General features: G+C 70.6%; 16 protein-coding genes. 10 read left to right on the top strand and 6 right to left on the bottom strand.

What is annotated here, in order from left to right:
- Window positions 1-18: 18 nt before the first annotated feature.
- The 4 genes from ispD to AC3A57_RS11440 all read left to right on the top strand — a co-directional run bounded on the left by ispD (window position 19) and on the right by AC3A57_RS11440 (window position 2,794).
- Complete coding sequence (gene ispD / locus AC3A57_RS11455) at window positions 19-699, top strand: 2-C-methyl-D-erythritol 4-phosphate cytidylyltransferase (protein WP_487579040.1); 681 nt, start codon at window positions 19-21, stop codon at window positions 697-699.
- Between the two features lie 120 nt (window positions 700-819).
- Window positions 820-1,305 carry a 2-C-methyl-D-erythritol 2,4-cyclodiphosphate synthase gene (gene ispF / locus AC3A57_RS11450; RefSeq protein WP_487579235.1) on the top strand — a complete coding sequence of 162 codons (486 nt, stop codon included), beginning with the start codon at window positions 820-822 and terminating at the stop codon, window positions 1,303-1,305.
- A complete protein-coding gene (gene truD, locus AC3A57_RS11445) occupies window positions 1,302-2,387 on the top strand; it encodes a tRNA pseudouridine(13) synthase TruD (protein WP_487579039.1) in 1,086 nt (361 codons plus the stop codon). The genes ispF and truD overlap by 4 nt, the downstream gene beginning before the upstream one ends.
- Before the next feature lie 173 nt (window positions 2,388-2,560).
- On the top strand, window positions 2,561-2,794 hold the full coding sequence (locus AC3A57_RS11440; RefSeq protein ID WP_487579038.1) for a hypothetical protein: 234 nt from the start codon (window positions 2,561-2,563) through the stop codon (window positions 2,792-2,794).
- A gap of 50 nt (window positions 2,795-2,844) precedes the next feature.
- Here AC3A57_RS11440 and AC3A57_RS11435 read toward each other — a convergent pair whose 3' ends face one another.
- Both AC3A57_RS11435 and AC3A57_RS11430 read right to left on the bottom strand, forming a co-directional pair.
- The gene (locus tag AC3A57_RS11435; RefSeq protein WP_487579037.1) at window positions 2,845-3,423 is read right to left on the bottom strand and encodes a Smr/MutS family protein; all 579 of its coding nucleotides are present in this window, start codon (window positions 3,421-3,423) and stop codon (window positions 2,845-2,847) included.
- Window positions 3,424-3,681: 258 nt separating this feature from the next.
- On the bottom strand, window positions 3,682-4,449 hold the full coding sequence (locus tag AC3A57_RS11430) for a helix-turn-helix transcriptional regulator (protein WP_487579036.1): 768 nt from the start codon (window positions 4,447-4,449) through the stop codon (window positions 3,682-3,684).
- 106 nt (window positions 4,450-4,555) lie between these two features.
- Here AC3A57_RS11430 and surE point away from each other — a divergent pair, with 106 nt between their 5' ends.
- The 4 genes from surE to AC3A57_RS11410 all read left to right on the top strand — a co-directional run bounded on the left by surE (window position 4,556) and on the right by AC3A57_RS11410 (window position 7,556).
- Window positions 4,556-5,359 (top strand): 5'/3'-nucleotidase SurE, encoded by an 804-nt coding sequence (gene surE, locus AC3A57_RS11425; protein ID WP_221671775.1) that lies wholly within the window; start codon window positions 4,556-4,558, stop codon window positions 5,357-5,359.
- Window positions 5,356-6,036 (top strand): protein-L-isoaspartate(D-aspartate) O-methyltransferase, encoded by a 681-nt coding sequence (locus AC3A57_RS11420; RefSeq protein WP_487579035.1) that lies wholly within the window; start codon window positions 5,356-5,358, stop codon window positions 6,034-6,036. Before surE ends, AC3A57_RS11420 begins: the two co-directional genes overlap by 4 nt.
- Before the next feature lie 25 nt (window positions 6,037-6,061).
- Entirely contained in the window at window positions 6,062-6,673 is a 612-nt protein-coding gene (locus AC3A57_RS11415) for a YqaA family protein (protein ID WP_221673628.1), read from the top strand.
- Between the two features lie 82 nt (window positions 6,674-6,755).
- Window positions 6,756-7,556: a peptidoglycan DD-metalloendopeptidase family protein gene (locus tag AC3A57_RS11410; protein WP_487579034.1), complete on the top strand. Its 801-nt coding sequence runs from the start codon at window positions 6,756-6,758 to the stop codon at window positions 7,554-7,556.
- A 42-nt stretch (window positions 7,557-7,598) separates the two neighbouring features.
- Here AC3A57_RS11410 and AC3A57_RS11405 read toward each other — a convergent pair whose 3' ends face one another.
- The 4 genes from AC3A57_RS11405 to yhbY all read right to left on the bottom strand — a co-directional run bounded on the left by AC3A57_RS11405 (window position 7,599) and on the right by yhbY (window position 9,805).
- Entirely contained in the window at window positions 7,599-8,234 is a 636-nt protein-coding gene (locus AC3A57_RS11405) for a hypothetical protein (protein WP_487579033.1), read from the bottom strand.
- A 45-nt stretch (window positions 8,235-8,279) separates the two neighbouring features.
- Window positions 8,280-8,879: a D-Ala-D-Ala carboxypeptidase family metallohydrolase gene (locus AC3A57_RS11400; RefSeq protein WP_487579032.1), complete on the bottom strand. Its 600-nt coding sequence runs from the start codon at window positions 8,877-8,879 to the stop codon at window positions 8,280-8,282.
- A 118-nt stretch (window positions 8,880-8,997) separates the two neighbouring features.
- On the bottom strand, window positions 8,998-9,372 hold the full coding sequence (locus AC3A57_RS11395) for an Mth938-like domain-containing protein (RefSeq protein WP_336131374.1): 375 nt from the start codon (window positions 9,370-9,372) through the stop codon (window positions 8,998-9,000).
- A 127-nt stretch (window positions 9,373-9,499) separates the two neighbouring features.
- On the bottom strand, window positions 9,500-9,805 hold the full coding sequence (yhbY, locus tag AC3A57_RS11390; RefSeq protein WP_221671782.1) for a ribosome assembly RNA-binding protein YhbY: 306 nt from the start codon (window positions 9,803-9,805) through the stop codon (window positions 9,500-9,502).
- 78 nt (window positions 9,806-9,883) lie between these two features.
- Between yhbY and rlmE the strand changes: the two genes are divergently transcribed.
- A complete protein-coding gene (gene rlmE / locus AC3A57_RS11385; protein ID WP_221671783.1) occupies window positions 9,884-10,531 on the top strand; it encodes a 23S rRNA (uridine(2552)-2'-O)-methyltransferase RlmE in 648 nt (215 codons plus the stop codon).
- A gap of 113 nt (window positions 10,532-10,644) precedes the next feature.
- Window positions 10,645-12,540: an ATP-dependent zinc metalloprotease FtsH gene (gene ftsH, locus AC3A57_RS11380; protein ID WP_487579031.1), complete on the top strand. Its 1,896-nt coding sequence runs from the start codon at window positions 10,645-10,647 to the stop codon at window positions 12,538-12,540.
- Window positions 12,541-12,659: the final 119 nt, after the last annotated feature.

Below are 12,659 nucleotides of genomic sequence, written 5' to 3'. Positions count from 1 at the left end.
CTTTTCGAGTCAGCACGCATGATCTGGGCCGTCCTTCCCGCCGCCGGCCGCGGCCAGCGCTTCGGCGGTCCGACCCCGAAGCAATACCTGCACGCCGCCGGCAAGCCGCTGATCGAGCACGCTTTGCGCGCATTGCTCGCGCATCCGCGGGTCGCCGGGGCGATGGTCGCGTTGGCGGCCGACGACGCCCTGTGGCCGGGCTGGAGCGAACTGCTCGGCAAGCCGGTGCTGCGTTGCCTCGGCGGCGGCGAGCGCGCCGACTCGGTGCTGGCCGGCCTGCGCGCCTTGCCGGCGCAGCTCGGCGACGACACCCTGGTGCTGGTCCACGATGCGGCGCGGCCGAACCTGCGCGGCGCCGACCTCGACGCGCTGATCGCCGCGGCGCAGGCCGACCCTGCCGGCGCCATTCTCGGCGCGCCGCTGCGCGATACCCTCAAGCGCGCCGGCGACGGCCGCATCCTCGCCACCGAGCCGCGCGACGGCCTGTGGCGCGCCTTCACCCCGCAGGCCTTCCGCCGCGGCGTCTTGACCGCGGCCCTGGCTCAGGCCGCTGCGGACGGCGCGATCGTCACCGACGAGGCCAGCGCGATGGAACGCATCGGCCTGCGCCCGCGTCTGGTCGAGGGACGCGAGGACAATCTCAAGGTCACCACGCCCGCGGATCTGGCGTTGGCGGAGTACCTGCTGGGCAAAGCTTGACCGCCGAGGAGTGAGCGCAGAGCAGCGAGGAGTGAGCACAAGCGCGAACCGGCTCTCGACCTATTGACCTCTGCATTCGCTCGCTCCTCACTCCTCTTCGCTCACTCCTCGAACTCAGGAATTTCCATGAACATCCGCATCGGCCAAGGCTACGACGTCCACGCCTTCGGCGACGGCGACCACGTCATGCTCGGCGGAGTGCGCGTGGCGCACGACCGCGGCGTGCTGGCCCACTCCGACGGCGACGTGGTCCTGCACGCGCTGTGCGACGCCATGCTCGGCGCGCTGGCGTTGGGCGACATCGGCCGCCATTTTCCGCCCAGCGACGAACGCTGGCGCGGCGCCGACAGCCGGCAGTTCCTGCGCCATTGCAATGCGCTGATCGGCGAGCGCGGCTACCGGGTCGGCAATGCCGACGTCACCGTGGTCTGCGAACGGCCCAAGGTCGGCCCGCACGCGCAGGCGATGCGCGAGGCGATCGCCGCCGACCTGGGCATCGCGGTCGACGCGGTCAGCGTCAAGGCCACCACCAGCGAACAACTCGGCTTCACCGGCCGCCGCGAAGGCATCGCGGCGATGGCGGTGTGCCTGCTGGTCGCGGCATGAGCGAGCGCGACGATGCCGCAGCCGGCGCGGTCGAGGAGCCGGCGCTGCCCCGCGCCCACGGCGCGGCGGTGCTGCGCGCGCGCCTGCGCGCGCGGCCGGAGGACTTCCGGGTCGAGGAACTGCCGGGCTTCGCCGCCAGCGGCAGCGGCGAGCACCTGCTGCTGACGATCGAAAAGCGCGGCATGAACACCGCCTTCGCCGCCAAGCGCCTGGCCGCCTGGGCCGGTGTCGGCGAGGTCGCGATCGGCTACGCCGGGCTCAAGGACCGCCACGCGGTCACCGTGCAGCGCTTCAGCGTGCACCTGCCGAAGCGGGTCGCGCCCGATCTCGACGCGCTGCAGAGCGACGAACTGCGCGTGCTCGACAGCCAGTGGCACGCCAAGAAGCTGCCGCGCGGCGCCTTGGCCGGCAACCGCTTCGTGCTGACCCTGCGCGAGCCGGTCGGCGAGCGCGAGGCGATCGAGGCGCGGCTGCGCGGGATCGGCGAGCAGGGCGTGCCGAATTACTTCGGCGAGCAGCGCTTCGGCCGCGACGGCGACAACGTCGCCAACGCGCTGGCGATGTTCGCCGGACGACGGGTGCGGCGCGAGCAGCGCAGCCTGTTGCTGTCGGCGGCGCGTTCGGAACTGTTCAACCGCGTGCTCGCCGCGCGGGTGCTGGACCGCAGCTGGAGCGGCCTGCGCGACGGCGCGCCGTTGGCGGGCGAGGTCTGGGCCCTGGCCGGCAGCCGCAGCGTGTTCGGCCCGGAGCCCTGGAGCGAAGACCTGGCTCAGCGCCTGGCGGCCTTCGACATCCATCCCAGCGGACCGTTGTGGGGGCGCGGCGAACTGCGCAGCCGCGACGAGGTGGCTGCGCTGGAGCGGGGCGCGCTCGGCAACCCGCAGGCGCTGGCCTTGCGCGCCGGGCTGGAGGCGGCCGGGATGGAGCAGGAGCGTCGCGCCTTGCGCCTGCGCCCCGACGCGCTGAGCTGGCGCTGGTGCGAGGACGGCGCGCTGGAAGTGTGCTTCGCTTTGCCCGCAGGCGCTTACGCCACCGTGGTCCTGGCCGAGCTCGGCGAACTGCATTCTGGCGCCGCGGGCTGAGCGCGCCGCGCCGCCGCAACCCCTGCGCCTACCGCTCGTCGGCTTGCAGCCGAAGGCACTGGAACGCCGGTCCGGCCGGCGTATAAGCCGGAAGTGACAGCCGGCAGGGGCCGGTTGCCGTCCGGCCGCCGGGCGTACCGGGACCGGACTCCACCGCGTCAGGGAGCCTGGTCATGAACGCTACCGTGCGTGTCGCCGTCCTGTCGTTGTCGATCCTGGGTCTGGCCGCCTGCGCCGGCACCCAGACCAAGAGCGCTTACGCCGAGCCGGCCAGCGCGCCGCGCGAGCCGTCGCCGATGTCGCGCGACGAGCGCTACATCGCCACGATCGAGCGCATCGCGCGCAATCGCGGCATCGATGTGGTGTGGGTCAATCCGCCGCAGCGCGAGTCCGTCGGGGACGAATGAATGCGCCAGGGACGCAGGGGGTCAAACGCGTTTAACCCCCTGCGTCCCTGTCAACGCCGGCGCGGCGCCAGCAGCACCAGCACCGCGCCGGTGCCGCCTTGCGCGGGCGGCGCGGAGTGGAACGCCAGCACGTCGGCGCGCTGGCGCAGCATCCGGTCGACCAGATTCTTCAGCACCGGCACGCCGCGGCTGTCGACGTAGTCGCCGCCGCTGCCGCTGCGTCCCTTGCCGTGGATCAGGCGCACGCAGCCCAGGCCGTGCTCGCGCGCGTCGTGGAGGAAGGCGCGCAGCAACTGCTCGGCCTCGCGCACGTCGCTGCCGTGCAGGTCCAATTCTTCCTGGGCCGAGATCTCGCCGCGGCGCAGGCGCGCGAATACCCGCGGCGGCACTTCGTCGCGGCGATAGCTGAGCGCATCGCCGGCTTCCAGCAGGCTGTCTTCCAGGGCGTGGCGGAACTCCTCGCGCGCCTGCGCTTCGTCGCGCTCGGCCATGCGCGCGCGCGGTCGCGGCTTGGGCGCGGCCGGCGGCGGCGGCGCGTCGGGCAGGCGCCGTACCTCGCCGATCGCGGCCCGGAACAGGGCGGCGTCGTCGTCGGAGTCGTCGTCGGGGCGGTCGGGGGGCGGGCTCATGGCCACAGGATAAAAGCCCCGGCCCTTCCTTGGGACCTGCGACCCGTCGGTATCGGGCCGTCACCGGGGAAAACCGCGCGCGGCGCGCGCCGGACAGCCCCCAGGCGCGCCTGAGCGCCGCTGCGTCTGCGACACCGCATCGGCACAGTTCAGCATGCGTCGCAGCGGCGCCGGCGCCGCGCCTGTCAGAACAGACAGGTCCGAAAAAAACACGGACCGAGGGGGTTAAGAGGACTCAACCCCCCTGCGTCCCTGGTTTCACAGCGTGATCAGGCCCAGCGCGACGGCGCGCGCGCAGGCGGCGCGGCGGCCCTTGACTCCGAGCTTGCGCGAGGCCTGCTGCAGGTGGAAGTTCACCGTGCGCTCGCTGATCCGCAGGATCATCGAGATCTCCCACGAGGTCTTGCCGATCGCCGACCAGCGCAGCACCTCGCGCTCGCGTTCGCTCACGGTCGGCAACGGCTGGCGCTGGCGCAGCAGGCGGTCGATCGCGGCCTGCATGCAATTGACGAAGTACACCGCCGAGGCCACGGTCGGCAGCATCTCGCGCGGGTCGAACAGGGCGTTGTGGGTGAAGGTCATGAACGACCAGCGCATGCCCGGCGACCAGCTCGGCACGGTGATGCCGCCGCGCAGGCCGTGTTCGCCGGCCATCTCCAGGGTGCGGCGGGTGCGTTGCATCAGGTACACGCGCGGGCGCAACTCGTAGCTGGTTTCGCCGCGCGCGTTCCACGACGCCGCCGGCAGGCCCTCGCGGGCCTGGATGATGCGCGGGTCGGTGCGTTCGGCATGCGCCCCGGCCAGCGCCGGATAGGTCTTGGACCAGTCGCTGGCGAAGTCCTCGAAAAAGAAGAAGTCGTTGCCCGGGGCCGCGGCATGGCCGGGCAGGAGCGAGGGCTCCTGCAGTTTCATCGCATAGCCATGATGCTGAAACCCGAGCGCCTTGGTATAGGCGGTCGTCGCCGATTTCACTTCGTCCAGCGATCGGGCGCGGAACACGCGCTCGATATGTTCCCAGTACTGCATGCCTTGCCCTGCATTCAGACCGTACGGCGGCCATCTTACCGCCCAATGGCCGGCCGAACCGCCGTGCCGGATCGGGTATGATTCAGCCTTTCACCGCGGAATCCCCATGCGCGTATTGGTCAGCAACGATGACGGCGTCGACGCCCCGGGCATCCGCATCCTGGCCCAGGGCTTGCGCGACGCCGGTCACGAAGTGCTGGTGGTCGCCCCCGACCGCGACCGTTCCGGCGCCAGCAATTCGCTGACCCTGGACATGCCGGTGCGGGTGAACAAGATCGACGATTCGACCTGGCGCGTCTACGGCACGCCCACCGACTGCGTGCACGTGGCGATCACCGGCATGCTCGAGGTCGAGCCGGACATCGTCGTCTCCGGGATCAACAACACCGCCAACCTGGGCGACGACGTGATCTATTCCGGCACCGTCGCCGCGGCGATGGAAGGGCGCTTCCTCGGCCTGCCGGCGGTGGCGATGTCGCTGGCCACCGCCGACCACGTCGGCCGTCACTACGAAACCGCCGCCCGCGCCGCGGTCGAGATCATCGCCCGCCTGCGCACCGACCCGCTGCCGGCCGACACCATCCTCAACGTCAACGTGCCGGACCTGCCCTGGAGCGAGGTCGCCGGCTTCGAGGTCACCCGGCTCGGCAACCGCCATCGCGCCGAGGCCTGCATCCCGCAGCAGGATCCGCGCGGCCGCCAGTGGTGGTGGATCGGCGCCGCCGGCCCCGAGGCCGACGCCGGCGCCGGCACCGATTTCCACGCCGTGCGTACCGGCAACATCTCGATCACCCCGATTCATGTCGACCTGACCCGCTATCAGGCGCTGGAACAGGTCGCCAGTTGGGTCGGCGGCCTGGCCGCCGCGCTCGAGCCCGAGGCCGGCGTCGCCGCGGAGCCCGGCGCATGATCCAGCGCATGCGCCTGCAGCCCGAGGCGATCGGCAGCGGCCTGACCTCGCAGCGCGTGCGCGACCGCCTGGTCGAGCGCCTGCGCGAGGCCGGGATCCGCGACGAGCGCGTACTCAACGCGATCCGCACCGTGCCGCGCCATCTGTTCGTCGACGAAGCCCTGGCGATGCGCGCCTACGAGGACACCGCGCTGCCGATCGGCCACGGCCAGACCATCTCCCAGCCCTGGGTGGTGGCGAGGATGACCGAGGCCCTGCTGGCCGAACGCGTCCCGGCCAAAGTGCTGGAGATCGGCACCGGCTCGGGCTACCAGGCCGCGATCCTGGCCGCGCTGGGGCTGGAAGTGCATACCGTCGAGCGCATCGGCGAGCTGCTGCGCACCGCGCGCAAGCGTTTTCGCCAGCTCGGCCTGAACGTGCGCAGCAAGCACGACGACGGCCGCATCGGCTGGCCCGAGAACGGCCCCTTCGACGCGATCATCGTCACCGCCGCGGCGCCGGCCCTGGTCGAGGCGCTGACCGAACAGCTCGCCCCCGGCGGCACCCTGATCGCGCCGGTCGGCGCGGCCTCGTCGCAATCGCTGCTGCAATTGCGCAAGGACGCCGACGGCAACCTCAGCCAAACCTCGCTCGCGCCGGTGGTGTTCGTGCCGCTGTTGTCGGGCATGATCGACTGACCCCCGCAGCCGACCCACTATGGCACTGAAGATTTTCGGGCCGCTCTACGAGCGCGCCATCACCTGGGCCCGCCACCGCCATGCGCCGGCCTACCTGACCGGCCTGAGCTTCGTCGAGGCGATCATTTTCCCGATCATGCCCGAGGTCATGCTGGCGCCGATGTCGGTGGCCCAGCCCAAGCGGGCGTTCTGGTTCGCCACCTTGAGCATCGTCGGCTCGATGGCCGGCGCCCTGGTCGGCTATTTCCTCGGCCACTACGCTTTCGAGGCGCTCAAGCCGATGTTCGCCGCGCTGGGCATGCTGCCGGCGATCGAGTCGGGCATCGCCACGGTCCAGGCCAAGATGGCCGAGTCGCCGTGGGCGGTGTTCTTCTTCCTGGTGCTGGGCGGCTTCATGCCGATCCCGATGAAGGTGTTCACCTGGGCGTCGGGCATCGTCGGCGTGCCTATGCTGCAATACGTGCTGAGCATGCTGATCGGCCGCGGCAAGCGCGTGTACCTGCTGGCGCTGGCGATCCGCCTCGGCGGTGAGCGCGCCGAGGCGACGCTGCGGCGCTACATCGAGCCGATCGGCTGGATCGCCACGGTGCTCCTGGCCGCGGCGGTGGCCTGGCTGGTCTGGCGTTCACAACACTAAGCCGCGCCGGACGCGACACTGTCGCCGGCGGCCGCAATCAGGAACGAATGCGCGCGAACCCAGGCGCAGCAAGAGGACGAGCATGAGCGAGACGACCCGAACCCCGACCCTGGCGATGGCCGCCTGCTTGTTGGCTACGCTTGCCCTGATCGGTTGTTCGAGCACGGTCGTCCGCGAACCCTCGCGCGGCGGCTCCAGCCGTCCCGGCGCGCGCCCGCCGGCCTCGCGTCCGTCGCCGCGTCCGTCGACGCCGAAATACGGCGCCACCGTCACCGTGCAGCGCGGCGAAGGCCTGTACCGCATCGCCACCAACCACGGCATCGCGATGAGCGACCTGGCGGCCTGGAACGGCCTGTCGGCGCCGTACAACCTGTATCCGGGCCAGCGCCTGCGCCTGTATCCGCCGGGCGGCCGCGCGCCGACCAGCGGCTCGGGCTCGTCCTCCGCATCGGCCGGCGCCGCGCCGCCGCGCAGCGCGCCGGCGCCCACGCCCGCGGCCCCGGTCAGCAGCGGCATCCGCTGGCGCTGGCCGGCCGACGGTCCGCTGCTGGGCCGCTACGTCGCCAACGAGCCGACCAAGCAGGGCGTCGACATCGGCGGCGCCAGCGGCGCGCCGGTGCGCGCGGCCGCCGACGGCGTCGTGGTCTATTCCGGCACCGGCCTGGTCGGCTACGGCGAGCTGATCATCGTCAAGCACAACGAACAATGGCTGTCGGCCTACGGCCACAACCGCAAGCGCCTGGTCAACGAGGGCCAACTGGTCAAGGCCGGCGACCAGATCGCCGAGATGGGCCGCAGCGGCGCCGCGCGCGACATGCTGCACTTCGAGGTCCGCTACAACGCCAAGCCGGTCGATCCGTTGCTGTATCTGCCGGCGAAGTGACGTCCCGCCGACAGGGGCTTGCTGGCAGGAACGCCATGCCGCTCACGGCCGCGGCGGAGGCGGATCGTACTGACGGTCCACCGCGACGTAGCGGTAATCGCCGGCGATCAGGTTCAACAGCCGCAGCGACTTGGGCGAATAAGCGATGCGGACGCGGTCGCCGGGCCCGACCGCGTCGTAACAGCCCGCCGGCACCGAAAAACCGAGCAACGGCTGCGCACCTTCGCCATCGCCGGCATTGGCGTCGATGGAACTGCCGTCAGGGGCGCTGCCGTCAATGGCGCTGCCGTCTATGGCGCTGCCGTCAATGGCGATGTAAAGGCGGTAGATCGGCGGCCAGGTTTCGCCGTCCTCGCGGATCATCACCCCGTCGATGCGGCCGTCGCGCCACAGCTTGACCCCGGCCGCGACGTCTTCGCGCAAGGCCATCTCGTCGCAGTAGATCGACAGCGCGAACACGAACAGGAACAGCGTCGCCGCGCCGACCATCGCGAACACCCACCACTGGCGCATCTCCGGCTCGAACACGAAGCCCGGCACGAAGCAGGCCAGGGACGCCAACGGCATCGAAAAGAACACCGAGGCCGGCCAACGCAGGATCTGCTTGGCGCGCAGGTATTCGCGTTCGCGCCGGTCCAGGGGCGCGCGTTCGTCGCCAGCGGCGGGGGACGGGTCCATCGTGCGCCTCCATGCGCGGCCGGGGGGGCGGCCGAGTGCGATCGGTTATAGCCTGCGCGCCGCAGGGGCGCCATCCGGGGGCGCCCCCTGGGGCGGCCTCTGGCAGAGCGAGGTCCCGCGCGTGAAATCGCCGCCCCAGGTGCGGAAGCCGGCGGTGTCGAGGTGGATATGGCGGCGGTCGTAGAAGCCCAGGCCGAAGCCGGCCGCCGCGCCGCGCCGGCGCCAGAACGCGCACAACGCCCGCACCGGCGCGTCGGCGGCGAGATCGAAGTCGTAGGCGCCGCCGTGGCGATGGCGGCTCAGCCGGCTGCCGCCCTCGCAGCGGTTGAAGCGCTCGTCGCGATAGGCCGATTGCACGGTGGCTCCGTTCAGCCAGCCCTGCGCACGCAGTTCGCGGATCAGGCGCAGGCTGGGCACGGTCGCCGCCCACAGCGTCCGCGGCGGCACGACGAACTCGTCGACCCCGCAGCGGCGCCAGTGCCGGCCGCTGCGCAGCAACTGGCGCAGCGGCAGCACGTCGGCCACGCCGTGGGTGCGTAGAAAGGCGCGGTAGGCCTCGGCCTGCGCGCGATGGCCGCGCGCCAGCCAGGCCTGGTAGCGCTGCTCTGGCGTGTCGCTGCCGTCGCGGCGCAGCGACAGGGACATGGCGACCGCCGCCATCAGCGCGAGCAGCAAGACGACCAGGCGCGCGCGACCGGAGGGCGCAAGCGGGCGGCGCGAAAGACCGAGCGCGCCCGATTCCCTTCCCTGGGCCATGCCCGGCCTATGCGCCCAGGACGAAGCCCGCGACCACCCGTCGGCCTTCGCCGGCGAGCACGTTGAAGGTCCGCGCGGCGGCGGCGTTGGTCATGCTTTCCAGGCCGATCCCGCGGCCCAGGCAGGCGGCCAGGGTGGCCGGCGGCGGGAATGCCTGGCTGGCGCCGCAGCCGAGCACGATCAGCTCCGGCTGCAGCTCGAGCAGGGGGGCGAGGTCGTCGATGCTCAGCGTGCGCACGTCGCCGACCGCCCAATCCTCGATCAGCCGGTTCGGCGCCAGCACGAAGCTGCGCTCGATCCGGCGGTCGTTGACCAGCGCGACCCGGCCGTCGGCCCCGCGCAGGAAGAACTCGTGGTCGGGGGTTTCGAGTGAGAGGAGCATGAGCGTCGGGAACGGGGAGTCGGGAATGGGGAATCGTCAAAACCAAAGCCGGGTAGGGCGTGAGGCGACACGGGGGGGCAGAACCGGCTTCTGCCGATTCCCTCACCCCATTCCCGATTCCCGGCCTTCAGGCCCGCGGCAACACGATCTGGCGCCGTTCCTTGCTCGGGCGGTACAGCACGGCGGTGTGGCCGATGCGCTGGACCAGGGCCGAGCCGGTGCGTTCGGCGATCTCAGCGATGAGTGAGTCGCGGGCCTCGCGGTCCTCGGCGCCGACCTTGACCTTGATCAGCTCGTGGTGCTCCAGGGCCAGGTCGATTTCGGCGACCAAGGCATCCGTCACGCCCTTGCCGCCGACCTGGAGCATGGCCTTGAGATCGTGGGCCTGTCCGCGCAGGAAACGGGTCTGGGCGGAGGTCAGCAGGGTCGGCATCGGGTCACACGAACGGAGTAGAAAGGTCGCTCAGGGTATCATGGCGCCCCCAAACCCCACCGGGACGGCCGCCCGCCCATGGCGACCCGCAGCAAATCCAGCCATCGCTGGCTCAAAGAGCACTTCTCCGACCCCTTCGTGAAGAAGGCCAAGGCCGAGGGCCTGCGCTCGCGCGCAGCCTACAAGCTGGAGGAACTGGTCGAGCGCGACCGCCTGCTGCGGCCGGGCATGGTGGTGGTCGACCTGGGCGCCGCCCCGGGCGGCTGGTCGCAGTGGGTCCGGCAGGAGCTGGACCGGCTGAATCCGAAGCAGCCCGGCCGGATCATCGCCCTGGACATCCTCGACATGCCCGGCCTGGCCGGGGTCGAATTCCTTCATGGCGATTTCAGGGAGGATGCGGTGTTATCGCAGTTGGAAGCCACCCTGGGCGGGCAGGCGGTGGACCTTGTGCTGTCGGACATGGCCCCCAATATGAGCGGTGTGGATGCGGTGGACCTGCCGCGGGCGATGCACCTTTCGGAGCTGGCGATGGACTTCGCCGACCGGCACCTGAAGGTCGACGGCACGTTCCTGATCAAGCTGTTCCAGGGCGTCGGCTTCGACGATTACGTGCGCGAACTGCGCCGGCGCTACGCCAAGGTCTCGATCCGCAAGCCGGCGGCCTCGCGCAAGCGGTCGCCGGAGGTGTACGCACTGGCGCAGGGCAAGCGCGCAACGGCCGCATGACGGCAGGTGCCTGACGCGCGCCGGTGTGACAATCTGGGCAATCTGGCGGTACCCGCCGGCGCACGAGGCGTCGGAGGACACGAGGCCCCGCGGGGCCGCAGGGTAGGAAATAAATGAACGATTTGGCCAAGAATCTGCTGCTTTGGGTGATCGTCGCCGTCGTGCTGATGGTGGTGTTCCAGGCGTTCGGCCCGCGCACCCCCGGCGCCGATGTGCTGGCCTACGACCAGTTCATCGCCCAGGTCCAGTCGGACAAGATCAAGGAAGTGAAGATCTCCGACGACGGCACCACGATCACCGGCACGCGCAAGGACGACACCAAGTTCACCACCTACAGCACGCGCGACCCCTACCTGATCAACGACCTGATCAACCACAAGGTCGTCACCGAGCAGACCCCGCCGTCGAGCAGCCCCTCGCTGATCATGATCCTGGTCAACGTGCTGCCGTGGCTGCTGTTCATCGGCATCTGGGTGTACTTCATGCGCCAGATGCAGCAGGGCGGCAGCAAGGGCGCGATGAGCTTCGGCCGTTCGCGGGCCAAGCTGCAGGGCGAGGACCAGGTCAAGGTGACCCTGGCCGACGTCGCCGGCTGCGACGAGGCCAAGGAAGAAGTCGGCGAACTGGTTGAGTTCCTGCGCGACCCGTCCAAGTTCCAGAAGCTCGGCGGCAAGATTCCGCGCGGCGTGCTGATGGTCGGCCCGCCGGGCACCGGCAAGACCCTGCTCGCCCGCGCCATCGCCGGCGAGGCCAAGGTGCCGTTCTTCTCGATCTCCGGTTCCGACTTCGTCGAGATGTTCGTCGGCGTCGGCGCCAGCCGCGTGCGCGACATGTTCGAGCAGGCCAAGAAGCACGCGCCCTGCATCATCTTCATCGACGAAATCGACGCGGTCGGCCGCCATCGCGGCGCCGGCCTGGGCGGCGGCCACGACGAGCGCGAGCAGACCCTCAACCAGCTGCTGGTGGAGATGGACGGCTTCGAAGGCGGCGAAGGCGTGATCGTGATCGCCGCGACCAACCGCCCCGACGTGCTCGACCCGGCGCTGCTGCGCCCGGGCCGTTTCGACCGCCAGGTGGTGGTCGGCCTGCCGGACGTGAAGGGCCGCGAACAGATCCTGCGCGTGCACATGCGCAAGCTGCCGCTGCACGACGACGTCGAGCCGATGACCATCGCCCGCGGCACCCCGGGCTTCTCCGGCGCCGACCTGGCCAACCTCTGCAACGAGGCGGCCCTGTTCGCCGCGCGCGAGAACGCCAAGGACGTGCGCATGGAGCACTTCGACAAGGCGCGCGACAAGATCCTGATGGGCGCCGAGCGCCGCTCGATGGCGATGAGCGAGGACGAGAAGAAGCTGACCGCCTATCACGAGGCCGGCCACGCCATCGTCGGCCGGGTCGTGCCCGAGCACGACCCGGTGTACAAGGTCACCATCATTCCGCGCGGCCGCGCCCTGGGCGTGACCATGTACCTGCCGGAAGGCGACAAGTACTCGATGAACCGGGTCGCGATCGAATCGATGCTGTGCTCGCTGTACGGCGGCCGCGTCGCCGAGGAGCTGATCTTCGGCGTCGACAAGGTCACCACCGGCGCGTCCAACGATATCGAGCGCGCGACCAAGATGGCCCGCAACATGGTCACCAAGTGGGGCCTGAGCGACGAGATGGGCCCGATCGCCTACGGCGAAGAAGAGGACGAAGTCTTCCTCGGCCGTTCGGTCACCCAACACAAGAACGTGTCCAACGAGACCGCGCGCAGGATCGACGAGGTCGTGCGCGGCATCCTCGACAAGGCCTACGGCCGCACCTCGCAGATCCTCAAGGACAACCTCGACAAGCTGCACGTGATGGCCGAGGCGCTGCTGCAGTACGAGACCATCGACGCGGCCCAGATCGACGAGATCATGGCCGGCCGCCGCCCGGGCCCGCCGGCCGACTGGGCCAAGGCCGGCAAGCTGCCCAAGGACGACAACCGTCCGGGCGCGATCGGCGGCCCGGCGGCGCAGACCTGAGACCCTCTTCGGGATTCGGGATTCGGGATTCGGCGAGACTGGGCGCTGCCTGAGCCATCCAAGCATCGAGCCGAACGGCGTCCGGGAAACCGGGCGCCGTTTTGCTTTGGCCGGGCATC

This window comes from Lysobacter sp. Soil_C_15 (genome assembly GCF_057657315.1).
The sequence above is the reverse complement of the archived record's forward strand: the minus strand, read 5'-3'. Positions and strand labels throughout refer to the sequence as shown.